Here is a 26,752-nt window from a genome sequence, read left to right as displayed (position 1 = left end):
GGCAATACGATTTACGGCAGCGCGTACGCCATTACATAGTCGCCACGATCAGTCGACTGACGCGCACCACCGGCGGTGATGACCACGTACTGCTTGCCGGTTTTCGGCGACACGTAGGTCATCGGACCGCCCTGGCTACCGACTGGCAGGCGGGCTTTCCACACTTCTTCACCGTTGGCGCTGTTGAAGGCGCGCAGGTAGAAGTCCTGGGTGCCGGCAATGAACACCAGGCCGCCCTGGGTCGACAGGGTGCCGCCGAGGGTCGGCAGGCCAACCTTGATCGGCAGGTGCATGCGGATACCCAGGGGGCCGGTGTCTTCGACGGTGCCCACCGGCACTTGCCAGGCGACCTTCTGGGTCTTCATGTCGATGGCGGTGAGGGTACCGAACGGCGGCGCCTGGCACGGAATACCGGCCACCGACAGGAAGCGGTTCTTGTTCACTGCATACGGCGTGCCCTTGAGCGGCACTGCGCCCATGCCGGTGTTCAGCGCTTCGCCACCGGAGGCGGCCTGGCCCTTGTTCTGTGACGGGATCATCTGAATCCACAGGCCCAGGCGCATATCGTTGACGAAGATAAAGCCATGCACCGGGTCGGTGGAGATGCTGCCCCAGTTCATGCCGCCCAGCGAGCCCGGGAAGCTCAGCGACAGGTCGGTGCCGGGTGCGGTGTACAGGCCGTCGTAGCGCATCTTCTTGAAGTCGATGCGGCACAGCAGCTGGTCATACGGAGTTGCGCCCCACATGTCCGACTCGGTCAGTTGCTGGGCACCGATCTGCGGCATGCCCACCGATTTTGGCTGGGTCGGCGAGTACGGTTCGTTGGGGATGTTGCCAGGCTTGACCGGGGTTTCCACCACTTCGGTCAGCGGCTTGCCGCTGGCGCGATCGAGTACGTAGATCTGCCCGGCCTTGGTACCGATGACCACGGCAGGCACCGACTGGCCATCGGCCTTGGTGAAGTCGATCAGGCTCGGCTGCATCGGCAGGTCGAAGTCCCAGAGATCGTTGTGCACGGTCTGGTAGACCCACTTCTCTTCGCCGCTGGTTGCGTCCAGGGCCAGCACCGAAGCGCCGTATTTGTGGTTCAGCTCGGTACGCTCGACGCCATAGATGTCGGTGGACGAGCTGCCCATCGGCAGGAACAGGGTGTTCATCGCCGGATCGTACGACATCGGCGCCCAGCTGTTGGGGGTGCTGCGCACGTAGGTGCTGTCGCCAGTCGGGGCATTGCGGTCTTGCGGGTTACCCGGGTCGAAGGCCCAGCGCATCTGCCCGTTGATCACGTCAAAGCCACGGATCACGCCGCCAGGCATGTCGGTCTGGACGTTGTCGGCGACGCGGCCACCGACCACCACCGTGGTGCCGGCCATCAACGGTGCCGAGGAAAGCTGGTAGAAGGAGTCCGGGACATTGCCCAGGCCGGCCTTGAGGTCGACCTGGCCATTGTTGCCAAAGCCCTGGCAGAGCTCACCGGTATCGGCGTCGACCGCGATCAGGCGGGCGTCGATGGTGTTGGTCAGCAGGCGGCGCTGGCAGTTGGCACCAGCCGGTACGCTGGCGACGATGATCGACGAGCTGTTCGGCTGGGTCGGCTGGGCGATAGGGGCGCTGGCATCGAAATAAGCCATGCCGCGGCAACGCTGCCAGACCGCCGACTTGGCGTTGATTGCGTTCTTCCACAGCTCTTTGCCGGTGTCGGCATCGAGGGCGATCAGGTTGTTGTGCGGGGTGCAGATGAACACCTTGTTGCCAACCTGCAGCGGCGTCAGTTGGTCTTCGGCACCGTTGCCGTCGCTGATGGCCACGTCACCGGTGTGGTAGGTCCAGGCGACTTTCAGCTTGTCGACGTTGCTGCGGTTGATCTGGTCCAGGGCGGCGAAGCGGCTGCCGCCTTCGGTGTTGCCGTAGTGCGCCCAGTCTTTTTGCGCCTTGGCCGGGTCGACCGCGGTCAGGCCCGGGCCGTCACCGGTGGGGGCGACGCTTGGGTGGGCGACGAACATATTGCCGGCCGCCACCGCCAGGGCGATTGCCAGCACGGCCGCCAGGCCATAGGCACCACGGCCAGGCGTGGCGCCGGCGGCACGCTTGAGCAGCGGATAGACCAGCACCACCGCCAAGCCCATCGCGCCGAACATGAACAGGCGCGAGAACAGCGGCCAGAACACCAGGCCGACATCGGCCACAGCCCAGATCGTGGTAGCGACCAGGAACGCGGCGAACAACCAGGCGCCGGCCAGCTTGCGACGGGCGATCAGCAGGCCGGAGAGGGCCATCAGCACACCGCCGAGCAGGAAGTACCAGGAACCACCCAGGCTGACCAGCTTCACGCCACCGGCGGCGAGCGCAAGGCCGAGCAGGGCGATGATCACGCCCAGGCCAACCAGGATGAAAGTTGAGGCGCCAGTGGCGCGCGGTGAGTGCGTCATATCGAAAAAAACTCGAAGGAGGGAGTGGCCGAATTTTATACCCTTAGCAAGCTAATTAACAAGTTGGTACATAATTGTGCAGGGCTTGCGCTGTGGCTTGAATCAGCGCAAACGCCCTCTCCCTCTGGGGGAGAGGGCGGGTATCAGACTTAAGTATCAGTGATGTCGCGGTCCTTGGTTTCCGGCAGGAAGAAGGTGCCGAGGATCGCCGTCATCACCGCGATGACGATTGGGTACCACAGCCCGTAGTAGATATCGCCGGTGGCGGCGACCATGGCAAAGGCCACGGTCGGCAGGAAGCCGCCGAACCAGCCGTTGCCGATGTGGTAGGGCAGCGACATCGAGGTGTAGCGGATGCGCGTGGGGAACAGCTCCACCAGCCAGGCGGCGATCGGGCCGTAGACCATGGTCACGTAGATCACCAGGATGGTCAGCAACAGCAAGACCATCGGGTAGTTGGTTTTGGCCGGGTCGGCTTTTTCCGGGTAGCCGGCGTCCTTGAGGGCCGTGCCCATGGTGGCGATGAAGGCATCGTTCTGTGCCTTGAAGTCAGCGGCCGGCATGCCGGTGCCTTCAAAGCTCTGGATTACCTTGTCGCCGATATGGATCTGCGCCACGCTACCAGGCTCTGCCTTGACGTTGGTGTAGGGGATGGCTTTTTTCGCCAGGACGCTCTTGGCCAGGTCGCAGGAGCTGGTGAATTTGGCCTTGCCCACCGGGTCGAACTGGAACGAGCACTGCTCGGGGTCGGCCACCACCGTCACCGGGTTCTTTTCCTGGGCGATGAAGACGTCGGGGTTACCGTATTCGGTCAGCGCCTTGAAGATCGGGAAGTAGGTCAACGCGGCGATGATGCAGCCGGCCATGATGATGCCCTTGCGGCCGATGCGGTCCGACAGGCTGCCGAACAGGATGAAGAACGGTGTGCCGATCAGCAGCGAGCCGGCAATCAGCAGGTTGGCGGTTTGCGGGTCGATCTTGAGCATCTGCAGCAGGAAGAACAGCGCATAGAACTGCCCGGTGTACCACACCACGGCCTGGCCGGCGGTGCCGCCGAGCAGGGCCATGATGACGATCTTGAGGTTGTCCCAGCGGGCGAACGATTCGGTCAGCGGTGCCTTCGATGCCTTGCCCTCGGCTTTCATCTTCTGGAACACCGGCGACTCGCTCAGTTGCAGGCGGATGTACACCGAGACGATCAGCAGCAGGATCGACAGCAGGAAGGGAATCCGCCAGCCCCAGGCCTCGAACGCCTCGGTGCCGAGGAGAGTGCGGCAAGCAAGGATCACCAGCAGCGACAGAAACAGCCCCAAGGTCGCGGTGGTCTGAATCCATGAGGTGAAGTACCCGCGCTTGCCCTTGGGCGCATGCTCGGCCACATAGGTCGCCGCACCGCCGTACTCACCGCCCAGGGCCAGGCCTTGCAGCAGGCGCAGGGTAATCAGGATGATCGGCGCGGCCACGCCAATGGTGGCGTAATCGGGCAGCAAGCCGACCACGGCGGTGGAGATACCCATGATCACGATGGTGATCAAAAAGGTGTACTTGCGTCCGATCATGTCCCCCAGCCGGCCGAACACAATCGCGCCGAACGGCCGCACGGCAAAGCCTGCGGCGAAGGCGAGGAGGGCGAAGATGAAGGAAGTGGTCTCGTTGACCCCGGCGAAAAAGTGCTTGGCGATGATGGCGGCGAGCGAGCCGTAGAGGTAGAAATCGTACCATTCGAAGACCGTGCCCAGGGACGAGGCGAAAATGACCTTGCGCTCCTCCCTGGTGATCCCGCGTTTGGGCGCGCTGCCTGTGGTTGTATTGTCGATTGCCGCCATGAGCCTTCTCCGTCGTGCACGTGTAGGCCGGAGTTCCCACTATCCTTGCCGCACCCAGGCCTTGGGGTGATGTCATCGGATTGCGAACAACTTGAACACAGACTGACTGCCTCGCATCGCTGCAAGGTTTCTTGAAGCATAATCAGGTTTGTCCGGATATCCACTCGCGAGCAGGCGCGGATGCGATGGCCCGCTCACTCGAACAGCACATCAGCCGCCATTTGTGGATACTCAGCCTGCAGATTGGCCAGGCATTTTTGCATCAGCTCGGCGTCCCTGGGCAAGCGCTTGGAAAAAGCATCCCAGCCACTGAGCTTCAACTGTCGAGGCATTTGCACAAGCCCGCTAATCGCATCCCAGAAGGCATCCCAGTTACAGCCATACCAATCGGGAAAACCGAGGGCATCCCTTAGCAGATAGTGCAGCTCCCTGGCGCTTGTCACTGTGCTCAGATCAATCCCTACCACCTGCAAGCGACTCAATTGAAATGCCCCAGATAGGTGAGTGTGGCGGTGCTTTGTGGCTGCCGCGGGTTGGAGTTGCAGGTGTCTGGCGAGCGCCGATCCCCATAGATCGCGTTGTCGCCGACGATGATGAAGTGGCTGAAAGCGCCCTGAGACCGGGACCACAACAGCGCTTTCTGCGCCTCGTTGGCCACCAGGCTCTGCACATACTCCAGCGATTCATCCAACTCGACAAAGTCTGAATCCATGAAGAACTCAAGCTCCTGGGCAAGCCGCCAGGTCGGATTGCGATCTTCCCACGCGGCAAATTCGGCAGAACTTGCGTCGGCGGGCGGCTCGGGTTGCCATTGCTCGAAAGCGAACTGCCGGGCGTGCGTTTCGCTCTCGAAGGTCGCGGCGAAGAGGTGGAAGGGATAGTAGGTTGGATCGTCCATAATCTGCCTTGCTGAGTGTCTTGAAAGGGCTGCAGGTTACCAGTGAACGATCGTTGATTTTTGCCAAGTTCGTAGATGACGAGAGGTCCGGGACCTTTCAGTGGCGACCGGTCTAAAGGAATGGTCCAGGGTACACAGATCCACTGCAGGAGCGGGCTTGACCCGTGATGAGGCCGGTACAGTCAGCACCTGCCTGCGCTGGAATATCCTGACAGGATCCGTCATTGGACAGCATTGCAATGCATGGCTAGCGTTATGCCATATCGAGGTTCCGATTCGCTGAAAACGGCTGCCGCTTCTGGCGGGGCACCGTGGAGAAACCATGTCGAACAGCCACACAGCACTGAAACAGCCTTGGGTGGTTATTGTAGGTGCTTTGCTTGGCACACTGACGTTGCTGTTTTTCATGGGGCTGGTGTTGTTGTCGGTGTTTGGTCGAGAAGTGCCCTGTGATAGCCGTTATCTGGTAATTACGGTCATTGCATTTGGCGCAGCGCTGTCGATCGGGTTCCTCGGCGGATCGGCGGCCGCTAAAGGCGGCATACCTATCCTGTTTGCCCGTGAGCATCCCCTGGTTGTCAGTGTTTCAGGGGGTATTGGTGCGCTAGTGATCCTTTTGGCGCTCGGCAACCATCTGTTTTCCAAAGAGTGCGAGGCGCAGCCTATCGCCTGTACGGACTCTTACCAGAGCTTCTTTGCCCCGCAATTGCGCTTCGGGTTCTGTTTCCCACGTGAAGGCTGGGAGCTGGATAAAGGGCCGATCGATGTCAAGGCAGCGGATATCTATGTAAGAAACTCTGCCAACAAAGACCTTGGTGTGCACTTCCATGTATCGCTCATTCCTCCAAGCTACGCAGGCAAACCCGACGTCTACACACAAAAAGTGGCCAATACCTGGCGTCAGCTAGACCCCGATCTCACATTCGCCAAGACGTCTTTGGCCGGAAGGGAGGCTTATCAATTTTCCCTGATGGTCAAAGACCACAAAGGTATCCCGCGGCCCACCGAGGTTGTACACCTCTACTTAACATCCGATCGGCTTCTTGAAATCATCTCGACACGTTTTATGGAAACAGCCGAACTGGATGCCAGCGCGCTATCCCGAATTCGCTCAAGCGTGGTGATTGAAAAGTTCTGACGCCTGACCAGCGTCCGGAGCACTGTTGGCGTTATCCAGGGGCCCGGCCAACCACCCGTCGGACATAATGCACTTTTGCCACCACCCTCTGGCCAGCCCGGGTTTCCCTGCTTAACTGATCAGGGCTGCCAGGCAGGCAGCTATGCGCCCAGGGAGGGTTTCACACCCGTTGCACCTCGGTAAACCTTGCCTATCCGGGCATGGCCGTGCCGGACCGCAGCGTCTTCGCCGCAGGCAATCTGCGCGTGACGCCAGCACGGAGGCTGCAACGCCGTTCTCCTACATCCAACTGCGCGCCAAGGAAGTCGCCCGCCAGAAACAGCCACGCGCTTGTTTCCACTCATTGATTGCAATGGAGGCACCATGACTGACTCACTACAAGCACCCGTGATAGGACTCTTCCCGCTGTCCTACGTCATCGGCACTGACGCCCCCGGCGCCCAGCGCCTGGTTCTCGACCTGCTGGTTCATCCTTCTGATCGCACCCTGCGCGGCACCGCTCAGCTCACCCAGGCCACCAACCCGCCGCTGGACCTGCAACTGGACGTCTGGGGGACCTACAGCTATCAGCTGTCCCTGCCACCGAGCCCGAGCAATATCCTCATCACCCTGCAAGGTAACCACGGTGGCCCGACTGCCAACTCGCCGATCATCTTCAGCCTGCATCTGGCGGTGGGATCGGACTGGCAAAAAGGCCAGGCCGGTTACCGCTACCTGAACAGCCAGGGGCAATGGATCGTGGTCGAGGCGCCAGCGCACCGGGAAGACACCCGCATCAAGGCTTTCGGTAACCTCGATATCCAGGCGCAGTTGCATGCTGCCACCCTGGAGGCGGCCATTGCCACCGGCGATGTCGCCCACCTCAAGGCCCTGGCTGCCGGTGACGCAGGCGCCGCCTTGAGCACCGCCATCGATTCGACCAAGAGCGCTTCCGGCAAAGCCGGCAAATCCAGCCGCGCCTGACCAGACAAGGAGTCGTACCATGCCCGCAATTGGACTGTTCCATACTCGCCTCAACGTGCGCACCGGCCTGCTCGGTGCGCCTGTCCTGACCCTCGACCTGCTGGTCAACACCGTGCACAAGAGGATCACCGGCGTGGCCAGCATCTTCGCTGCCACCTACCCGCCGCTGAACTTTCACGCCGATGTCTGGGGGGACTACTCCGACCTCAAGCTTGGCCTCAAGGGTGAGGGTCATATCGTCCTCAACCTCACCGGCAGCCCGAGCGGCCCGTTCAGTACCCTGGAGCAGACCTTCCATCTGCACGGGATCCTCAGCGCCAACTGGGCCAGCGGTACCGCCAGCTATCGCTACCTGCGCCTGGACGGCGGAGGGTGGCAGGTGGTGCCCCATGCCAACGTGCGCCAGGCACCGACCGAGACTCACCAGAGCCAGAAGGACGTCAGTGAACGTAGCCGCAGCCGCTTGCAGGCAGCCATTGGTCAGCTGGAAAGCGCGTAAAAGCGCGTGACAACAGGGCAGCCCGGGAGATCGGGCTGTCTTCTCCCGGATAGTCTGCAGGCTGGCGTGACACTGGTGCCAAGTACCATGGCATGGGTGACGAGGTTATGTTCGATCAGGGTTTGCAACCCGGCCACCAGGTTACGGCTGTTGAGGTGAGTGAAGGCAATCAGGGTGATCGACAAGAACAGAAAACCCAGGCCCAGCCCGCGCAATGCGATCACCGCCTTCGAGCACCGTGGCGCGCCAGCCAGTCCTCGAATCCAGCAGGGCGACGACTTTGAACGATTCGCCCAGGGGCTACGCCTGGCAGGTTTGCCCGAGTAATTGCGCCCGGCACAAGACTTCCCGGCGAAAACCCGGATAATGGCGGCCAAATCGTTTTGCTCGTATGGTATTCCCGCATGGAAATCAAGGTTAACTTTCTCGACAACCTTCGACTTGAAGCCAAGTTCGATGACTTCACGGTGGTGGCCGATCAACCGATCCGCTACAAGGGCGATGGCTCGGCACCGGGGCCGTTCGATTACTTTCTGGCTTCGTCGGCCCTGTGCGCGGCGTACTTCGTAAAGCTGTACTGCCAGACCCGCGACATTCCCACCGATAACATCCGCCTGTCGCAAAACAACATTGTCGACCCGCAGAACCGCTACAAGCAGATCTTCAAGATCCAGGTCGAGCTGCCAGCCGATATCTCCGAGAAGGACCGCCAGGGCATCCTGCGCTCCATCGACCGCTGCACGGTGAAAAAGGTCGTGCAGACCGGCCCCGATTTCGTCATCGAGGAGGTAGAAAACCTCGACGCCAACGCCCAGGCGCTGCTGATGCTCGACCCAGCCTCGGACACCAGTACCTTTATTGCCGGCAAGGACCTGCCGCTGGAGCAGACCATCGCCAACATGTCGGGGATTCTCGCCGGCCTTGGCATGAAGATCGAGATCGCCTCGTGGCGCAATATCGTGCCCAATGTCTGGTCGCTGCACATTCGCGATGCGCAGTCGCCGATGTGCTTTACCAATGGCAAGGGTGCAACCAAAGAAGGCGCACTGGCCTCGGCGCTGGGCGAGTTCATCGAGCGGCTGAACTGCAACTTCTTCTACAACGACCAGTTCTGGGGCGAAGACATTGCCAACGCCGACTTCGTCCATTACCCGGACGAGCGCTGGTTCAAGCCTGGCCGTAAAGATGCGCTGCCGGCGGAGATTCTCGACGAGTACTGCCGCGAGATCTACAACCCCGATGGCGAGCTGCTCGGCTCGCACCTGTACGACACCAACTCGGGCAATATCGAGCGCGGTATCTGCTCGCTGCCGTTCGTGCGCCAGTCCGACAGCGAGGTGGTGTACTTCCCCTCCAACCTGATCGAAAACCTGTACCTGAGCAACGGCATGAGCGCCGGCAACACCCTGGCCGAAGCCCAGGTGCAATGCCTGTCGGAGATCTTCGAGCGCGCGGTCAAGCGTGAAATCCTCGAAGGCGAACTGGCATTGCCGGACGTGCCGCAAGAGGTACTGGCCAAGTACCCGGGTATTCTTGCCGGCATCCAGGGTCTGGAAGAGCAGGGCTTCCCGGTGCTGGTCAAGGATGCGTCGTTGGGCGGTGCCTTCCCGGTGATGTGCGTGACCTTGATGAACCCGCGCACTGGCGGCGTGTTCGCCTCGTTCGGCGCGCACCCAAGCTTTGAAGTGGCGCTGGAGCGCAGCCTGACCGAGCTGCTTCAGGGCCGCAGTTTCGAAGGCCTGAACGACCTGCCGCAGCCGACCTTCGAAAGCCACGCGGTGACCGAGCCGAACAACTTTGTCGAGCACTTCATCGACTCCAGCGGTGTGGTGTCGTGGCGCTTCTTCAGTGCCAAGGCCGACTTCGAATTCGTCGAGTGGGACTTCTCGGCCGAAGGTGAAAACGCCAACGCCGAAGAAGCCGCAGCGCTGTTCGGCATTCTCGAAGACATGGGCAAAGAAGTGTACATGGCGGTGTACGAGCACCTGGGCGCGACCGCTTGCCGCATCCTGGTACCGGATTACTCGGAAATCTACCCGGTGGACGACCTGATCTGGGACAACACCAACAAGGCGTTGTTCTTCCGTGAGGACATCCTCAACCTGCACCGCCTGGATGACGAACAGCTGCAGTCTCTGGTCGAGCGTCTGGAAGAAAGCGAGCTGGATGACTACACCGACATCACCACCCTGATCGGCATCGAGTTTGACGACAACACCGCCTGGGGCCAGCTGACCATCCTTGAACTGAAGCTGCTGATCCACCTGGCCCTGCAGCAATTCGAACCGGCCAAGGAGCTGGTCGAAACCTTCCTGCAGTTCAACGACAACACCGTCGAGCGCGGCTTGTTCTATCAGGCGGTGAACGTGGTGCTGGAAGTGGCGATGGACGACGAGCTGGAACTGGCCGATTACGAGGTCAACTTCCGCCGTATGTTCGGCAACCCGCGCATGGACGCGGTACTCGGCTCGGTGGATGGCAGCGTACGCTTCTATGGCCTGACGCCGACCAGCATGAAGCTTGAAGGCCTGGATCGTCACCAGCGCCTGGTCGACAGCTACAAGAAGCTGCACACGGCGCGGGCCAAGGTGGCCAACCTGTCGCGCTGAAACACGCTGACAAAAAGAGCACCTTCGGGTGCTTTTTTTTGTTTATGCGCCCCGGTTATAGCCATGTAGCCAACGGGTCTTGCTGTTGAAACACTGGCCCTTGCCGGATGAGGAGGTTGGCGTTTAGCTGATTGTTCGTGTGAACAACCTCATCAGGTGCAGCCATGAGCACACCCCTGGATTTGAATGCGTTGAAGGCACGCCAGCAGGCGGCGTGGGCCAGCGGCGACTACGCGGTGATTGGTACCACTTTGCAGCTGGTCGGCGAGCGTCTGGCCGAAGCCTGCGACTTGCGCTGGGACGAAAAGGTCCTGGATGTCGCCGCCGGCAACGGCAATGTCACCCTGGCTGCGGCCCGTCGCGGCTGCCAGGTGACCTCCACCGATTATGTGCCCGAACTGCTCAAGCGCGGCGAGGAGCGCGCCCGGGCCGAACGTCTGAATATCGTGTTTCAGGTCGCCGATGTTGAAGCCTTGCCGTTCCAGGAGGGCGCGTTCGACGCCGTGGTCTCGACCTTCGGCGTGATGTTCGCCCCCGACCAGGCGCAAGCGGCGAAGGAGCTTGGCCGGGTGTGTCGCTCGGGCGGGCGGATCGGCCTGGCCAACTGGACCCCGCAAGGTTTTATCGGGCAGATGTTCAAGACCCTCGGCCGCCATGTGCCGCCACCTGCCGGTGCGCAACCGCCGTCGCGCTGGGGTGATGAAGAGCAGTTGCATAGCCTGTTCGGCGACGACATCGGTTCGATCAAGGTCAGCCGCGAGCACTTCAATTTTCGCTATCGTTCGGCGGCGCATTTCATCGAGGTGTTCAGGACCTGGTACGGGCCGGTGCACAAGGCGTTTGCGTCGCTGGACAGCGACAAGGCCAGCGCGCTGGAACGCGATCTGACCCAGCTGTTGAACGACAACAACGTGGCGGGAGGTGCGTCGCTGGTGGTGCCGAGCGAGTACCTGGAGGTGGTCATCAGCCGCCGCTGAAATCATCGCGGGTCAAGCCCGCTCCTGCAGGCCCTGCGCCGAACCTGTGGGAGCGGGCCTTGCCCCGCGAAACGGTCGGCCAAAGCAAAACCTGTAGTAGTAAATGAATGAGAAGTATTACCATGCACGGCTTTCCGTAGCTGCCAGGAGATCCCGTCCATGCCCCCGTCCAGCCACCCCGATGTCGGCGCGCTGTATCTGCAGCATCACAGCTGGGTCGTGGCCATGCTGCGGCGCAAGCTGGGCAATCGCGAGCAGGCGCTGGACCTGGCCCAGGACACCTTCGTCAAACTCCTGCGCAGCGAAATGCCGCCACTGCTGCGTGAACCCCGGGCCTACCTGGGCACCATCGCCAGCCGCCTGTGCCTGCAGCACTTTCGCCGCCAGGCGCTGGAGCGCGCCTATCTGCAAAGCCTGGCTCAGCTTGAGCCACAGCATCAGCCTTCGGAAGAAACCCGGGTGCTGGTGCTCGAGGCGCTGGATGCGGTGGGCCAGGTGCTCGATGGCCTGGCCAGCCGGGTGCGTGAGGTGTTCTTGCTGTCTCAGCTTGATGGCCTGACCTACCCGCAGATCGCCGAGCGCCTGGGCTTGAGCGTCAATGTCGTGCAGAAGGCCATGCTCAAGGCCTATCGACATTGCTATATCGCAGTGCACGGCGAATGACGCCGTTGCCCGCACCCGAGCCGCGCCTTGACCCGCACATTCTTGAACAGGCCATGCTGTGGATGGTACGCCTGCAATCGGGCGTGAGCAGCGAGGCCGAGCAACTCGCCTGCCAGCGCTGGCGCCAGGAAAGCGCGGCCCATGAACTGGCCTGGCAGCGGCTCAACGGTATCAGCCAAGGCCTGCGTGAAAGTACCCGTGGCTTGTCGGCGGCGGGGGCGCGCAGCTTGCTTGAGGCACGTTCGCTGCCTTCGCGAAGGGCAGTGCTCAAGAGCCTGGCAGCCGGTGGTGTACTGATCGCCGGTGGCTACGGGGTACAGCAGCGCAGCGTGCTGCCGGGCTTGTTCAGCGACTACGCCACGGCCACCGGTGAGCGCCGCAACTGGAGCCTCACCTCGGGGCTGGCACTGCAACTGGATACCCGCAGCGCCCTGGACAGTGACCTGGTGGACGGCGTCCGGCTGCTGACCTTGAACCGGGGGCGGGTGCTGCTGCAAGTAGAGCAGGGCGCCAGTGTCAGCCTGCGCACGGCAGATGCCCGGGTGCGGCCAGCGATGTTGTCGCGCCTGGTGGTCAGTCAGCAATCCACCGGGACCCTGGTGCAGATGCTCAAGGGCGCTGCGCAGGTCGAGCATGGGCAAGGTGCAGGCATTACTCTGCAAGCCGGTTGGCAACAGCTCTACAGCAGCTCCCGGGCCGAGCCACTGGAGCCACTGGCCGCGGGCGCGGGGGCCTGGACTCAGGGCCTGGTGGTGGCGCAGCGCATGCCGCTGGCCGAGTTGCTGGCTGAACTCGACCGCTACCGCCCCGGCGTGCTGCGTTGCGATCCGCAGATTGCCGGGCTACAGGTCAGCGGCTCGTTCTCCCTCGATCAACCCGATGCCAGCCTTGAGTTGATCAGCCAGGTGTTGCCCGTTCGCGTGCAGCGGGTGCTGGGCTATTGGGCCAGTGTCGTACCGGCCTGAAATAATTTTCATTGGCGTTGGCAGGTTTTGTCGCTTCACGCATCAAGACAAGGGAAAGCGCTGTACAGCCAGCGCCATGCCCACCTCTGCTTTCCAAGGATTGCCTCGATGCGTTGTCGTCTTACCCCCCTTGCCACTGCCGTACGCACCCTGATGTTGGGTTTTACCCTGGTCACCTTCAACCAAACCGTAATAGCTGCCCAGGCGAGCGCGGAGCAGGCCGGTGTGCGCAGTTATGACATTGCCCCGGGGAGCCTGGACAGTGTGCTCGGCCAGTTTGGCCAGCAGGCCGGGGTGATGGTCGCGGTCGACTCGCAGTTGTCCAACGGCCTGCACAGCCCCGGGCTGCGCGGCCAGTTCGCGGTCGACCAGGCGCTGGCGCAACTGATTGCTGGCACCGGCCTGCAACCGGTGGGCATGGGGCAGGGGCGCTACCGCTTGATCCCTCGTGTCAGCGACGCCGGTGCCCTTGAACTGGGGGCGACCAGTGTCAGCGCGGCAGGCCTGGGCACCACTACCGAAGGCACCGGCTCCTACACTACCGGCTCGACCAGTACGGCCACCAAGATGAACCTGTCGATCCGCGAAACGCCGCAATCGATCAGCGTCGTTACTCGTCAGCGCATGGACGACCAGCAACTGCGCAATATGTCCGATGTGCTCAACCAGACCCCTGGCGTGACCATGTCCCAGGACGGCGGCGAGCGCTTCAACATCTATTCGCGCGGCAGCGCCATCAACACCTATCAGTTCGATGGCGTCACCACCTACCAGGAAAACCAGACCCGCACCATGCCCAGCACCCTGCTGGACATGGCCATCTATGACCGGGTGGAGGTAGTGCGCGGGGCGACGGGCCTGATGACCGGGGCCGGCGACCCCAGCGGCGTGGTCAACGTAATCCGCAAACGCCCGACCCGTGAGTTTCAAGCTTACGTGCAGGGCGGCATCGGCTCGTGGGATTTCAAGCGCCTGGAAGCGGACGTCTCCGGGCCGCTGACGCCGACCGGTAACCTGCGCGGGCGCATGGTCGCGGCCAAGCAGCTCAACGATACGTTCATGGACGGGTACCAGCAGGACCGCGACATTCTTTACGGGGCGCTCGAAGCCGACCTCAGCGACACCACCCTGGTGCGCCTGAGCATCGATCACCAGCGCTACCGACCCACTGGCGGCCAGGGTGTGCCGATCATGTTCACCAACGGTCAGGCGACGGATTTCTCCCGCGATACCAGTTCCGGCGCGCGCTGGGCCTCGGACCGCTTCGATACCAACAACTACAGCCTGGCGCTCGAACAGCAACTGGCCAACGACTGGCAACTGAAGATCGCAGGCACCTTCATGGATGTCGATCGCGACACCCGCAGCGGCTCCTACCAGAGCTCGACCGGCATGTCGTACATCACCCCTGAAGGTAATGCCACCATCAGCCAGGGCTGGTCCGAGGCCACCCAGCACCAGAAGGCCATCGAGGCCACCTTGCAGGGGCCGTTCGAGCTGTTCGGGCACACCCACGAGCTGATTGTCGGCGCCAACTACCTTGACTACGTCAATCACCACTACGCGACCACCGGGCGCACGGCCATCGTTGACTTCGACCACTGGAACAACGAACTGCCCAAGCCGGACAAAAACGGTTTCACCCCGGCGCTGGACTACGACGTCGACACTCGCCAGAGCGGCTACTTCGTCGCCGGGCGTTTCAACCTCAGTGACAGCCTGCACCTGATCCTCGGTGCCCGCGCCAGCAACTACCGCTATCACTACTATTCCAAGAGCCTGGCTTCCGGTTACGTCATGGACTACAGCATGACCGAACGCGGTGAGGTCACGCCTTACGCCGGGGTGGTCTATGACCTGACGCCCGAGCAGTCGATCTACGTCAGTTACACCGACATCTTCAAGCCGCAGTCGAGCCAGGACCGCAGCGGCAAGGTGCTGGAGCCGGTGGTCGGCAAAAACTATGAGTTGGGCTGGAAGGGCGAATTCTACGATGGCCGGCTCAACGCCAACGTCGCCGGCTACGTGATCAAGCGCGACAACGTCGCCGAGCTGGATGCCGGCTACACCGTGCCGGGCACTGACCAGGATGCCTACCGCGCGGTGAGCGGCGCCAAGACCAAGGGTATTGACCTGGAACTGGCCGGCGAGCTCACTCCGGGTTGGGAGCTGCAAGCCGGCTTCAGCCACTCGCGCACCGAGGATGCCGAAGGCCAGCGCCTGACCGCGCAGTTGCCGCTGGACACCTTCCGGCTGTGGACCACCTACCAGCTACCCGGTCAATGGCAGCGCCTGACTCTCGGCGGCGGCGCCAGCTGGAACTCCAGCAACTCGCTGTACTTCAGCCGCTACAACAGCCGCGTCGGCCAGGATGATTACGCCGTGCTCAATCTGATGGCGCGCTATCGGCTGACCGATCACCTCTGCACCACCCTGAACCTCAACAACCTGCTCGACGAGAAGTACTACGCCGGGTTTTCCGGGAGCTACGGGCACTACGGGCCGCCGCGTAATGTGATGATGAATGTGCGTTACGACTTCTGAGGGGTGTAGTCGCAATGGATCTGCATGCTCTCTGTTTCATTGCGATGGATGTCAAAGCCGCATTGTTTTAATGCGGCTTTGACCTTTTCGATAACAACCAGGTATTGCGCTGCGCGTGCGCGCTGGCGAGTCAGCGAAGTAAAGACGCCAAAGGGCAGGAAACGCAGCCTTTTTCCCTGCAACACAATGGAGACATCGACGTGTGAGCCGTCCACGTCGTGGCCATTGGCGCCAAATATCTCGCCGACTTCATCTTTTCGTCCGGGGTAGCAGGCGCAAAACACCTTGATGCCCAGCCAGCGTGAGAGCGTTCTGAAGAAACCCAGATGGCTGCTTTTGTTTTCATACCCGCGCACCAGCAACAGCTCAATGGTGGGTGGCAACGTTGACTGGGCCTCAATCAACTTATGGAGCGTTTCTTGATCGATGGCTACTTCAGAGGACGGCCAGCGCGGGGATACCTTTATCCCGTGGCTGACTCCTTTGGGCAGGACAAGCATGTTGTGCATTTTCATAGGTGGCCATCAGAGGGTAGGGCGCAGGTCATATCAAGCACATCGACGACCGCACCGCTGAAAAAGTCTACGACCTCAAGGCGGTGGGTCAGCAACTGATCACCAAACCAGTCGGCGGCGAGCCGGCCGGGTGGGCCTTTCTGGCGTACCACCGTGGTCTCGGTATGGCCGCTGTCAGCCGCAAGGATGATGTCTTCACCCCAGTTTGAACGCTGCGTCGCCGAGATCGGCAGGCACAGGTGAGTAGCGGATTCATTGAACAGGATCGTCCCGGCACCTACCTGGCCGTACTCGCCGATGTCCCTGGACCACAACGTCGCGCCATTGCGATCGCAGCACAGCAGCCGGTTGTTTTCGCCGGTAACAAACAGGTATTGACCGTCCCGGGAAAAACGCAGGCTTCTGGCCTTGGCGTCCAGCGCCAGGGTGATCTTGTTGATCTCGCCACTGGCGCAATCAACCGTCAGCACACTATTGCCAGCACGTTCATCGGGTGCCCAGAGTTTGCCTTGCACGGGGTCGATCCAGCCGAACCGGGCATCGACATTGCGGGCGATCGGCTCGCTGCATTCACCGTGGTCCAGATCGATGACTAACGGGCGCTTTTTACCGTTGCCGACCCCGACCAGCGCGTACCGGCCGCTGGGGTCCAGATGCGACCAGTACGACAGGAACCTGTCGGTTTGATGCAGCGTCGCGCGATCTTCAACAACGCTCAGGCGCGAGCGACTGGCGCCGCGCACCACCTGCCAGTCGGTGCCTTGCAGGGCCATGCGCCGACCATCGCGGGAGATGTCGCACACCTTGTCATCGGCCTGGGGGCCGACGGGGTGGGTCAATGCCCCGGTGTCCGGGTCGTACTGGGTCAGGCAGGCGGGGCGAATGCTGTCGCTTTTATCGAAGAACACCAGGCGGCGGGGTACATCAATGTACATTGCAACTCCGGAAAGTCTGCGAACAAAGTGCGCAAGCATAAGGCTGCGCCGGCAGCCTGGAAAGCAGCTGTTGCCTGAACTGCGAGCGCTGCGCGCTCGATTTGCCTACACCGATACTGTGTGGCTTGCCAGCGATGAGGCCAGTAAAGCCAAGAGTTTTCATGCCTCAAACGGGCTTCAACGACACCAACATTCCTGGCTTTCAACCAGCAGTTCACCCATGGATCAGCGACAGCGGAGCATTGATAATGACCGGACATGCAAAACCCCTGGTATCGATCGCGGTACTCAAGGCCGCCAGCGGCCAACAGCAGGCGTTGAAAGAGGCGCTGCTGGCGCTGATCGAGCCGACCCGCGCTGAGCCGGGCAACCTTGACTATGTGTTGTTCGAACGCCGCGATGCGCCAGGCACGTTCTATACGCGCGAAGCCTTCAAAAACCAGGCCGCGCTCGATGCGCACTTCGCCACGCCGTACTTCCAGCACTTTGCTGCGGCCAGCGAAGCACTGCTCGCCGCGCCCCTGGCGTTGATCTTCCTGGAACAGGTTTCTACCTGGCCAGGGCGCGCGGCAACTCTGTTGAACTCCAGCTAAGCTTGCCTGCGCCAGGGGGAACATGGCCCCTGGGATGCCAATGCCTGGCAATGGAGCGCCCCGTCATGCCTACCGAACAGCGTCATTACCGTTTGCCCACCCTGCTGGTGGTCGATGACACCGCCGATAATCTGATGCTGATGACGGAGTTGCTCAAGGACCGCTACCGGGTCAAGGTCGCCAACAGTGGTGAGAAAGCCATACGGCTACTGCAGGGCGACCCGTTGCCGGACCTGATTCTGCTCGATGTGATGATGCCCGGCCTGTCCGGACATCAAGTGGCCGAGCAGCTCAAGCGCGAGCCGCGCACGCGGGACATTCCGATCATCTTCCTGACGGCCATGGCCGGCACCGAGGATGAGATCCATGGCCTGGAACTGGGGGCGGTCGACTACATCACCAAGCCCATCCGGCCGGCGCTGGTACTGGCGCGGGTAGAGACCCAGCTCAAGCTCAAAGCTGCGGCGGACTTTTTGCGCGATCACAACGAGTACCTCGAGCAGGAAGTGCAGCGCCGGACCCGCGAGGTGATGGCGATCCAGGATGTGACCATCCATGCCATGGCATCGCTGGCTGAAACCCGGGACAACGAAACCGGCAATCACATTCGCCGCACCCAGCACTACGTCAAGGTGCTGGCCGAGCAACTGCGCGAGCATCCGCGTTTCCGTCACTTTCTCAGCGACGAGACCATTGAGCTGCTGTTCAAGTCGGCGCCGCTGCATGACATTGGCAAGATCGGCATTCCCGACAGCGTGCTGCTCAAACCAGGGCGCCTGACCGAGGACGAGTTCGCGATCATGAAGACCCATACCACGCTGGGGCGCGACGCTATCCAGCATGCCGAGGACCAGCTTGGCATGCCCGTCGGGTTCCTCAGCCTGGCCAAGGAGATTGCCTACAGTCACCAGGAAAAGTGGGATGGCAGCGGATATCCGCAAGGGCTGGCGGCTGAGGCCATCCCCATCAGCGCCCGCTTGATGGCGGTGGCCGATGTCTACGACGCACTGATCAGCCGCCGGGTGTACAAAGCCGGAATGCCCCACGAGCAGGCCGTCGAGATTATTCGCCAGGGGCGCGGCACGCACTTCGACCCGGACATCTGCGATGCCTTCGTGGCCTGTACCGAGCAGTTCCAGGCCATTGCCGAGTGCTTTGCCGATAGCCATCAGGACTAACAGGATCAGGCCATGCACGGATTACGCACTCTGCTTGAGCGCCTTGCGCTGCTGCACAAACTGCTCCTGGGCTTTGCGGCGTTGCTGCTGTTGGTGCTGGTACTGGGCGCGCAGAGCCTGCGCACCCAACAGTCGTTGAAACGGGACATGCAGAACCTGTACTCGCAGGAGCTGGTAGGCATGGAGCACCTTTATGAAGCCCGGGTGCAATTGCCGCATATGGTTCAAGCGCTGCAACGTGCGGTGGGTACCAACAGCGCAGTGCTGCGCATCGAATCGCTGCAGCGCTTGCGCGATACCCAGGAGCGTCTGCAACAGGCCCTGGCCCGCGCCAAGGTGACCCTGCGGCGCCCGGAGAACCTGGCCCGCCTCGCCGAATTCGAGGTGCTGTTGCAGCAGTTGCTGCAGGACAGCGAGCAGGCCTTCCTGATGATTGACCAAGGTCGCCAGGGGCAAGCGATGCTGCTGCTCAACAGTAGCGAATTCCAGCAGCTTGACCAGCAGGCCGACGCCCTGTTGAGCGCCATCGCCCAGATCAAGAGTGCCTCGATCAGCGACACGGCCAAGGAGATTGCCGCGTTTGCCGAGCGCAGCACCTTGCTGACCTACATCCTGTTGTTCGGCGGGCTGTCGCTGGCCTTGCTGCTGTCCTGGCTGGCCAGCCAGTCGATTCGCAATCCACTCAACCGGGTACGGGTGGCCGTGGACCAACTGGCGGCCGGGCAGCTCGATCAGCCCATCCCGCACACCGACCTGAACAACGAAACCGGCGACCTGGCCCGGGCGATCGCCACGCTGCAGACCGAGTCGCAACAGCTGGAGCGTCAGCGCTGGATCAAGGCCCGCACCGCGCAGTTGCAGGTCGATCTGCAACAGGTGGAGACGCCGGCTGAACTGGCTCAGGTGTTTCTCCAGCACCTGGCCAGTGTCCAGGGCATCTGCCAGGGCGTGCTGTACAGCGCGCACGAAGACCTGGCCACGCTGCAATTGATGGGCCGCTACGCCACCGACTCCGAGCGCCCACCCGAAGTTCAGGTGCAATTGGGCGACGGCCTGGTCGGGCAGTGCGCCGTGGATCGCCAGGCGCGCCAGCTTCAGGCGTTGCCCGCCGATTACTGGCGGTTGCGCTCGCCGCTCGGCGAGACCCCGGCGACCTGCCTGCTGGTGCAACCGATCGAGCACGGCGAGCGGCTGCTGGGCGTGCTGGAGCTGGCCGGGCTGCAACCGTTGAGCGAGCGCCAGACGCTGCTGCTGCACGAAGCGATTCCTTGCGTGGCGACGGCCATGGCAATCCTCGAACGCAACCAGGCAGTCAAGAGGCTGTTGGCCGAAACCCGGCGCCAGGCCAACGAAGTGGCAGAGCAGGCCTTGCAACTGGAAGCCCAGGCGCTGGCCCTGGAAACCCAGCAGACGGCGTTGCGCGCCACCGAGGCGTGGTACCGCGGAATCATTGAGGCGGCGCCAGACGGCATGCTGGTGGTCGACGCCGAGGGGCAGATCCTGCGGACCAACCGCCAGCTCGACCAGCTGTTCGGCTACAGCGCCGATGAGCTGCTCGGGCAGAACATCGATTGCCTGGTACCGCCGGCCAGCCGTGGGCACCACCTGGCGCTGCGCCAGGGCTTCATGGCCCACGGTGGCACGCGGCAGATGGGGGGCAACCTGGACGACCTGCAAGGCGTACGCAAGGACGGCAGCCTGTTCTCGGCCGAGATCAGCCTGTCGCAGTTGCCGAGCCTGGAGGGCGGCACAACCTGCGTGTGCGCCTCGGTGCGCGACGTCAGTGAGCGTCGGCAGTTGCAAGCGGCGCTCAAGGCCAGCGAGGGGCAGTTGCGCGCGGTGCTCGACAGCAGCCCGGTGGCCATGCTGATCAAAGACCGCGAAGGTCATCCGACCTACTGTAACCCGCAGTTCGAGCGGTTGTTCGGCAGCCCCCTCGCCGAGCTTGAAGGGATGGACCTGTCGCGCTTCTGGGTCGATCCCGCAGCCCAGCAGCGCTTTCTTGCCGCGACCTCGCAAGGCCCGGTGCTGAACTTCGAAGCCAACCTGCAGCGCGCGGGCAATGAACGCTTCGATGTCCTGGTGTCGACGGTCATCCTGGGCGAGCGGGGTATGGGCGCCAACTGGTACTTCGACATCACCGAGCGCAAGACCGCCGAGGCCGAGGTGCAGCGCGCCCGCGAGGCGGCAGAAGAGGCGACCCGGGCCAAGAGCGACTTCCTCGCGACCATGAGCCACGAGATTCGTACGCCGATGAACGCGATCATCGGCATGAGCCACCTGGCCTTGCGCACTGAACTCGACCACCGCCAGCGCAACTACATCGAAAAGGTCCATCGCTCGGCAGAAAGCCTGCTGGGCATCATCAACGACATTCTCGATTTCTCCCGAATCGAGGCAGGCAAGATGCACCTTGAGCAGATTCCCTTCCACCTTGAGGATGTACTCGACGGTTTCGCCAACATGATTGGCCTCAAAGCCGAAGACAAGGGCCTGGAATTGCTGTTCAGCACCGCGGCGCAACTGCCGACCGCGTTGACCGGCGATCCGTTGCGCCTGGGCCAGGTGCTGGTCAATCTGGGCAACAACGCCACCAAGTTTACCGAACAGGGCGAGATCGTCCTTGGCGTCGAGCAGCGCGGCGACGCTGGCGACCAGACGTTGCTGCATTTCTGGGTGCGCGACAGCGGCATCGGCATGAGCGCCAAGCAATGTTCGCGACTGTTCCAGCCGTTCAGCCAGGCCGACAGCTCCACCACCCGCAAATACGGCGGCACCGGCTTGGGCCTGGCGATTTCCCGGCACTTGGTGGAACTGATGGGCGGGCACATCTGGGTCGAAAGTGAGCCGGGCCAGGGTTCCACCTTTCATTTCGAGGTCAGCCTGGGCGTGCAGCGTGACGCCGCAGTTCGGCGCATGGTGACCGCCGACGAACTGCTCGGCACGCGGGTGCTGGTGGTCGACGACAACGCCAGCGCGCGCGAGATCCTCTCGGGCATGGCGCGCAGCTTTGGCGTCGAGGTGGATGTCGCCCACAGTGGCCGCGCCGCGCTGGCCATGCTGGTGCAGGCCGAGGCCAAGCGGCTGGCCTATGACCTGGTCCTGATGGACTGGCGAATGCCCGGCATGGACGGGGTGGAGACGGTACGTCAGATGCAGGCGGCGAAACTGGCCCAAACGCCCTCGGTGATCATGGTCACCGCATTCGGTCGTGAGGAAGCGCGCGAAGAGGCCAGTCGTTTCGGCATTCAGTTGCCGGTGGTGCTGACCAAACCGGTAACCCCTTCGACTTTGCTGGAAGCCCTGGGCCGTGTGCTGGGCAAGCATCCTCAGGCCGATACCCGGGCCAGCGAGCGCAGCGGCCAGAGCGCCACGGCCATGGCCAGCCTGCAGGGCGCACGGGTGCTGCTGGTGGAGGACAACGATCTGAACCGCGAGCTTGCCTGTGAGTTGCTGGAAAGCGCCGGGATTGAACTGTGCCTGGCCAGCCACGGCGCCGAGGCACTGGCGCAATTGGAGCGGGATGCGGACTTCGATGGTGTACTGATGGATTGCCAGATGCCGGTGATGGACGGCTATACCGCGACCCGCAAGCTGCGCGAGCAGCCGCGCTGGGCCAACCTGCCGGTGATCGCCATGACTGCCGACGCCATGGCCGGGGACCGCGAGCGGGCGCTGGCCTGTGGCATGAACGATCACATTTCCAAGCCCCTGAATGTTGCCGACATGTTCACCACCTTGGCCAAGTGGATACACCCGCGTAATGGGCGGCATGGGTCGGCGCCAGGGGTAGCGGCGCAACCTGCGCAGGCGGTGGCGAGCCTGCCGGCCAGCCTGCCTGGCATCGATCTGCACGCCGGCCTGGGCACCTGCATGGGCAAAGTCGAGCTGTACCTGCGGCTGTTGCGCAAGTTTGCTAGCAGCCAGCAGGCCTTTGCGGCCGAGTTCCTGGCAGCCCAGGGGCAAGATGACCCGTCGCTAACGGTGAGGCTGGCCCACACCTTGCGCGGGGCTGCGGCCAGTATCGGCGCGATGGCCGTGGCCGAGGCTGCGGGCGCCCTTGAACAGGCGTGCCTGAATGGCGCGCAGCAGCACGCGCTGGTGGAACAGCTGGCGCAGCTCGAGCACTGCCTGGCTCCGGTGCTCAAAGGCTTGTCGGGGCTCGGCGAGGCGCCGCTGGCAGGCGACTGGGTTGTCGCCTCCGAGCTCAGCAGCCCATGGCACACGCAACTGGCTCAGGTCCGCTACCTGCTGGCTGAAAGTGACGCTCAGGCATTGGCGGCCTTGCACCAGTTGCAAGCGCTGGCCTCGGACCGACGCCTGGCCGAGCAACTGCAGCGAGTCGTGCAGCGCGCCGAGCGCTTCGATTTCGACCAGGCCCTGGCATTACTGCAAGATCTGCCTTGAGTCATTGCAGCGCGATTGAGCCGTGCGCGGGGAGGACCCTGGTCGCATACAGTTGAAATACAGTACTCAGCCCGCCAGAATCGCCCCCCGATCCGGCCGAGGGTGCCGGACGCTCGTGGTGAAAAGGGCTGCACGTTGAACGAACAGACATTGTCCATGCGCCTGGAACGCGTGGCGGCGCAAGTGCCGGCCGACGGCATCACCGCGATCAGCATCTGCGGCATGGGCGGGGAGACCATCCGTGACATTCTCGAGGCTGGCAAGGCGCGCCTGAGCGGCCAGGAGCGGCTGATCCTGCAACCCCAGGCGCGGCAGAGCGTGCCCGAGGGCAAGGTTCAGCAAGTCGCCCGGCAAGCCCGGTGGATTACCGAGCTGCTGGCGTAGGCCCTTTTATATCCGCCGGATCGGACGGCAACTGCCACTGGCTGCGTAGCGACTGCAACTGTGCTTCCAGGATCGATACGCCACGGTCGCGCTGGGAGATGCGCTCGCGCTCGAACAGGTCAGTGAGCAGGCCAAGCAGGTTGCGCGATTCAGAGGCGGACGACGGTGTGCTCAGGTCGCTTTGCAGCACGCCATCGGCGTAAGAGCGCACACGCTCGTTGCGGCTCGCCTGCTGGGTGACGCTGGCTTCCACCAGGCGGTTCTTGTCGTAGGTCAGGCGCGTGCTGCTGCTCGAGTGGTCGCTGATCTCGTGGTAGCGGTAGTTCTGCGCCAACAGGGCGTTGGCGAGCTCGACCTGTGGGTAGAGGCTGGTGTGGTAGGCGGCCGAGAGACTGGCCTGTTGGTCCTGTTGCACCGAGCGACTCGCCGGGGATGAACCCCCGATCTTGGTTGACTGGGACACTTGGTAATCGAAGCGATCCAACTCGGTCGGGCGCAGCGGGTTGGGCTGCTGGCTGGTCTGGCTGATCGAGGCGCTGAAGTCGGCCAGGCCACTGAGCAGGGCTGTGTCTTTGGCTGCCAGCAGCGGGATACCACGGGTCGATGGCCTGGCGATGTCGTCGGCGCTGTTGAGTTGAACGAAGGCGTCCTTGAGCAGGCTCACCAGGTTCTCATCGCCTTTGCCGCGACTCTGCGCTGCATCGAACTGGCTCAGGTAGTTGCTGATCGCCGCCTGGCGCTGGGCGCTTTTACCCAGCAGCGAGGTGTCGCGGGTATCGAGGTTCAACTGCACGTTGCCAGCCGGGCCTTGCAGGCTGAGTTTGCGTGCGCTGTCGTCCAGGGTCAGGTCGAACGTCAGCTGTTGGCCATTTTCCGTGTCGAGCTTGGCATTCATTTGCAGTGAGCTGAACAGGGTCGGGTCGAGCGTGGCCAGCTTGCCCAGTTGCAGGCGTGGCGGCTGCTCGCTCAGGCCGTTGATGGCCCCCTGGAAGCTTTCGGCCAGCGAGGCCAGGCCCTTGAGCTCATCGCTGCTGAGTTGGCCACCCTGCACATCGGCGCTCACCGCCAGGCCTTGCTCATTGCTGGCCAGGGACAGTGTCACCGTGGCACCGGAGGCGGTGGTCAGGCTCAGGTTGACGGCGTTGGCCGGGTGTTGGCGCAGGTTATTGCCCTGGATCCTGAGTGCTTCGGCGCTTGGCTGGGCGCCGTCGGCGAAAGCCAGCACCGATTGCGTAAACGACTGGCCGCCATTGGCTACCAATTGATTGAGCAAGGCCGCGCCGAGCCCGTTCAAGCGCGAACCGATAGCGGAGGAATGCACACCGACCACCAGGTTCATGCTCAGCTTGTTCTGGCTGTCGTGCTCCAGCACGTAGCGCGTTGGCACGGCGATGGCCCCACGGGACGAATAGGTCGCTGCCTCGTCGCCACGAGGGCTCTGGCCCAGGCTGACGGTGGTACTCGGGACCGCCGCAGCCGGTTCGGCGCGGCTACTGACGGCGTTGGCCAGTGTTGGCTGGGGGGTAGTGTATGCCGGTGCAATACGCAATCCTGCGTTGATCGGGGTCATGCTCGGTACCCGTAGTGTCCATACTTGTTCAAGGGGTATCGGCGGCGAACTCCCAAGCTTGAGCGACCGATGCCGTCCGGTCGTAATACGGCAAGACCATCATTTTCCTGCGCAGCGGGTTAGGATCAGCACACGCTGCAATGCACCCTCCGAACGCAAGGACGACACATCAATGCAAAGCCACTTTGCTCAAGTCAGCGAGCGTTTGCACAATCGCCGCTTCGCCGTCGCCAACAACGCCCAAGGGCTCGCCGGCACAGGTACGCTGTTTCACTACAGAGTCGAAGGCAATAGCATTTCGAGCAACTACCAGGGAGGTCGGATTCGCGTTGGGCATCAGGTCGGACGTGCAACAGGCGCCGATACCATCGAGTTGCTGTTTCACTGCCTGACCACCGAGGGCGAGCTGCTGTCCGGCTGGTCGCGCGGCACGCTGGGTGTTGACCCGGCAGGGCGTACCACGCTGAGCTTCATTTGGGGCTGGTTGTCGGGTGCGAGCGGGGGTGGGGAGTCGAGCTACGTCGAGGTCGCTGACCAGGCCTAGCGACGATAGTAGCGGCGATCTTCCTCGTAACGGTAGCGCATGGCCCGATCATGGTGGCGTTCCCAATAACGATGGCGTTCGGCTTCGCGGCGGGCTTGCTCGCGGCGCCATTGTTCCCTGCGCCAGTTTTCGCGGTGCCAGTCGTCCCGGCGATCATGCCAACGGTGGTCATGCCGGTAGCGGTCGTCATGAGCTAGCAACGGCCCTGGTTGCGTGTCGGCCATGCTGGCCAGGCTTGGCCAAGGGTTGTCGGCAACCCGGGTGGCCGGGGCTTCGGGGGCCAGAACCGGTGTTGAGGTCTTCATCGGTGTTGCCGATGCCGTGCCCACTGCCGCAAATGCGAACAGGGCAACGAGCAGCATCCGTGGGGCATGGAAGTTCATGAGCGAAGACAACCTCTGAATGACGATTGAACGTATCCCAATAGACCGATAAACAGAGAAAAGTTCTATGGCGGCGCTGCTAAAAAACAGCCCGTGGGAGCGGGCTTGCCCCGCGATGAGGCCGGTATAGTCCGTCCATCAGGCGTTGTCCGGATTGCCACCGCTACGTGCTCGATCGCTGGCAAGTCCAGCGCCCACAGGGTTGGCGTAAGATGCTCAGCCAAATTTGCCGACAAGGAAATCTCCATGCTCCCCAACAAGGCCTGCGCTGTCGTCCTTTCATCCACTCCGCACCCCAGGATCCTCTTGTTTCGTCATCCGCTGGCGGGGGTGCAACTGGTCAAGGGCAGCATTGAAAAAGGCGAAACAGCGGGGCAGGCAGCGCTGCGGGAACTGGCAGAAGAGTCCGGTATCAACACCGCTACCATCATGGACGACCTGGGCTGTTGGGAGGCCGGGCACCTGGGCCAGGTCTGGTCGTTTCACCTATGCCGTGTGAGTGAGCCGTTGCCTGAACAGTGGTCTCATCGCACGCTCGATGACCATGGCCACACTTTTGAATTCTTCTGGGCTGCGCTCGAGCATTTGCCCTTCGCCGATTGTCATCCGGTCTTCCAGCGTGCGTTGCGGTTTTTATCCGCGGCCCTGGGTGCCCGTGGCCATTGGGCAGGCAAACAGCGCTAAATAATCTACCTCGGGGCGATATACTCCGCGTCATTGGTTAATGCTTGA

At 62.5% G+C, this 26,752-nt stretch carries 21 protein-coding genes and 2 pseudogenes; 14 read left to right on the top strand and 9 right to left on the bottom strand.

Going from position 1 to position 26,752, the window contains the following annotated elements; all coding sequences use genetic code 11:
* Nucleotides 1-11: 11 nt before the first annotated feature.
* The 4 genes from F8N82_RS13575 to F8N82_RS13560 form a co-directional block, all read right to left on the bottom strand.
* Nucleotides 12-2,429: a glucose/quinate/shikimate family membrane-bound PQQ-dependent dehydrogenase gene (locus tag F8N82_RS13575; RefSeq protein ID WP_150776941.1), complete on the bottom strand. Its 2,418-nt coding sequence runs from the start codon at nt 2,427-2,429 to the stop codon at nt 12-14.
* 149 nt (nt 2,430-2,578) lie between these two features.
* Complete coding sequence (locus F8N82_RS13570; protein WP_038995808.1) at nt 2,579-4,255, bottom strand: MFS transporter; 1,677 nt, start codon at nt 4,253-4,255, stop codon at nt 2,579-2,581.
* Nucleotides 4,256-4,449: 194 nt separating this feature from the next.
* The gene (locus F8N82_RS13565) at nt 4,450-4,737 is read right to left on the bottom strand and encodes a barstar family protein (RefSeq protein WP_038995807.1); all 288 of its coding nucleotides are present in this window, start codon (nt 4,735-4,737) and stop codon (nt 4,450-4,452) included.
* Nucleotides 4,734-5,153: a hypothetical protein gene (locus F8N82_RS13560; RefSeq protein ID WP_038995806.1), complete on the bottom strand. Its 420-nt coding sequence runs from the start codon at nt 5,151-5,153 to the stop codon at nt 4,734-4,736. Before F8N82_RS13560 ends, F8N82_RS13565 begins: the two co-directional genes overlap by 4 nt.
* 322 nt (nt 5,154-5,475) lie before the next feature.
* Between F8N82_RS13560 and F8N82_RS13555 the strand changes: the two genes are divergently transcribed.
* The 3 genes from F8N82_RS13555 (at nt 5,476) to F8N82_RS13545 (ending at nt 7,753) form a co-directional block, all read left to right on the top strand.
* Nucleotides 5,476-6,291 carry a hypothetical protein gene (locus F8N82_RS13555; RefSeq protein WP_038995805.1) on the top strand — a complete coding sequence of 272 codons (816 nt, stop codon included), beginning with the start codon at nt 5,476-5,478 and terminating at the stop codon, nt 6,289-6,291.
* Nucleotides 6,292-6,654: 363 nt separating this feature from the next.
* Nucleotides 6,655-7,254: a DUF1842 domain-containing protein gene (locus F8N82_RS13550; protein WP_038995804.1), complete on the top strand. Its 600-nt coding sequence runs from the start codon at nt 6,655-6,657 to the stop codon at nt 7,252-7,254.
* Between the two features lie 19 nt (nt 7,255-7,273).
* Nucleotides 7,274-7,753: a DUF1842 domain-containing protein gene (locus F8N82_RS13545; RefSeq protein WP_052251525.1), complete on the top strand. Its 480-nt coding sequence runs from the start codon at nt 7,274-7,276 to the stop codon at nt 7,751-7,753.
* 62 nt (nt 7,754-7,815) lie between these two features.
* Here the strand turns inward: F8N82_RS13545 and F8N82_RS13540 are convergent.
* A pseudogene (locus F8N82_RS13540) lies at nt 7,816-7,980 on the bottom strand (MFS transporter); the annotation flags it as partial.
* 177 nt (nt 7,981-8,157) lie between these two features.
* Between F8N82_RS13540 and F8N82_RS13535 the strand changes: the two are divergent.
* From F8N82_RS13535 to F8N82_RS13515, 5 genes are all read left to right on the top strand, one after another.
* Nucleotides 8,158-10,362, top strand: a complete 2,205-nt coding sequence (locus F8N82_RS13535) for an OsmC domain/YcaO domain-containing protein (RefSeq protein ID WP_038995803.1) — start codon at nt 8,158-8,160, stop codon at nt 10,360-10,362.
* Nucleotides 10,363-10,526: 164 nt separating this feature from the next.
* Complete coding sequence (locus F8N82_RS13530) at nt 10,527-11,339, top strand: class I SAM-dependent methyltransferase (protein WP_038995802.1); 813 nt, start codon at nt 10,527-10,529, stop codon at nt 11,337-11,339.
* A gap of 159 nt (nt 11,340-11,498) precedes the next feature.
* Entirely contained in the window at nt 11,499-12,002 is a 504-nt protein-coding gene (locus F8N82_RS13525; RefSeq protein WP_038995801.1) for a sigma-70 family RNA polymerase sigma factor, read from the top strand.
* Nucleotides 11,999-12,967, top strand: a complete 969-nt coding sequence (locus F8N82_RS13520) for a DUF4880 domain-containing protein (protein ID WP_038995800.1) — start codon at nt 11,999-12,001, stop codon at nt 12,965-12,967. Before F8N82_RS13525 ends, F8N82_RS13520 begins: the two co-directional genes overlap by 4 nt.
* 108 nt (nt 12,968-13,075) lie before the next feature.
* Entirely contained in the window at nt 13,076-15,511 is a 2,436-nt protein-coding gene (locus F8N82_RS13515) for a TonB-dependent siderophore receptor (RefSeq protein WP_052251524.1), read from the top strand.
* Here the strand turns inward: F8N82_RS13515 and F8N82_RS13510 are convergent.
* Together F8N82_RS13510 and F8N82_RS13505 are read right to left on the bottom strand one after the other, a co-directional pair.
* Nucleotides 15,499-16,026: a hypothetical protein gene (locus F8N82_RS13510; protein WP_224793792.1), complete on the bottom strand. Its 528-nt coding sequence runs from the start codon at nt 16,024-16,026 to the stop codon at nt 15,499-15,501. The genes F8N82_RS13515 and F8N82_RS13510 overlap by 13 nt on opposite strands.
* Nucleotides 16,023-17,000 (bottom strand): YncE family protein, encoded by a 978-nt coding sequence (locus F8N82_RS13505; protein WP_224793793.1) that lies wholly within the window; start codon nt 16,998-17,000, stop codon nt 16,023-16,025. Before F8N82_RS13505 ends, F8N82_RS13510 begins: the two co-directional genes overlap by 4 nt.
* 209 nt (nt 17,001-17,209) lie before the next feature.
* Here F8N82_RS13505 and F8N82_RS13500 point away from each other — a divergent pair, with 209 nt between their 5' ends.
* The 4 genes and pseudogenes from F8N82_RS13500 to F8N82_RS13485 all read left to right on the top strand — a co-directional run.
* The gene (locus F8N82_RS13500) at nt 17,210-17,554 is read left to right on the top strand and encodes a putative quinol monooxygenase (protein WP_052251523.1); all 345 of its coding nucleotides are present in this window, start codon (nt 17,210-17,212) and stop codon (nt 17,552-17,554) included.
* Nucleotides 17,555-17,619: 65 nt separating this feature from the next.
* A complete protein-coding gene (locus F8N82_RS13495; protein ID WP_052251521.1) occupies nt 17,620-18,732 on the top strand; it encodes a response regulator in 1,113 nt (370 codons plus the stop codon).
* Nucleotides 18,733-18,744: 12 nt separating this feature from the next.
* Nucleotides 18,745-23,139 carry a response regulator gene (locus F8N82_RS13490; protein WP_038999429.1) on the top strand — a complete coding sequence of 1,465 codons (4,395 nt, stop codon included), beginning with the start codon at nt 18,745-18,747 and terminating at the stop codon, nt 23,137-23,139.
* A gap of 141 nt (nt 23,140-23,280) precedes the next feature.
* A pseudogene (locus F8N82_RS13485) lies at nt 23,281-23,442 on the top strand (tRNA (adenine(22)-N(1))-methyltransferase TrmK); the annotation flags it as partial.
* 61 nt (nt 23,443-23,503) lie between these two features.
* Here the strand turns inward: F8N82_RS13485 and F8N82_RS13480 are convergent.
* Entirely contained in the window at nt 23,504-25,093 is a 1,590-nt protein-coding gene (locus F8N82_RS13480; RefSeq protein ID WP_038995797.1) for a hypothetical protein, read from the bottom strand.
* A 172-nt stretch (nt 25,094-25,265) separates the two neighbouring features.
* On the opposite strand from F8N82_RS13480, the gene F8N82_RS13475 reads away from it, so the two are divergent.
* The gene (locus tag F8N82_RS13475) at nt 25,266-25,637 is read left to right on the top strand and encodes a hypothetical protein (protein WP_038995796.1); all 372 of its coding nucleotides are present in this window, start codon (nt 25,266-25,268) and stop codon (nt 25,635-25,637) included.
* Here F8N82_RS13475 and F8N82_RS13470 read toward each other — a convergent pair.
* Complete coding sequence (locus tag F8N82_RS13470; RefSeq protein ID WP_080764759.1) at nt 25,634-26,020, bottom strand: hypothetical protein; 387 nt, start codon at nt 26,018-26,020, stop codon at nt 25,634-25,636. The two genes, F8N82_RS13475 and F8N82_RS13470, sit on opposite strands and share 4 nt — an antisense overlap.
* A gap of 246 nt (nt 26,021-26,266) precedes the next feature.
* Here F8N82_RS13470 and F8N82_RS13465 point away from each other — a divergent pair, with 246 nt between their 5' ends.
* Complete coding sequence (locus tag F8N82_RS13465) at nt 26,267-26,704, top strand: NUDIX hydrolase (protein WP_038995794.1); 438 nt, start codon at nt 26,267-26,269, stop codon at nt 26,702-26,704.
* Nucleotides 26,705-26,752 lie beyond the last annotated feature (48 nt).

This window comes from Pseudomonas fluorescens (assembly GCF_902497775.2).
In the GTDB taxonomy this organism is placed as follows: Bacteria; Pseudomonadota; Gammaproteobacteria; order Pseudomonadales; family Pseudomonadaceae; genus Aquipseudomonas; species Aquipseudomonas putida_F.
The sequence above is the reverse complement of the archived record's forward strand: the minus strand, read 5'-3'. Positions and strand labels throughout refer to the sequence as shown.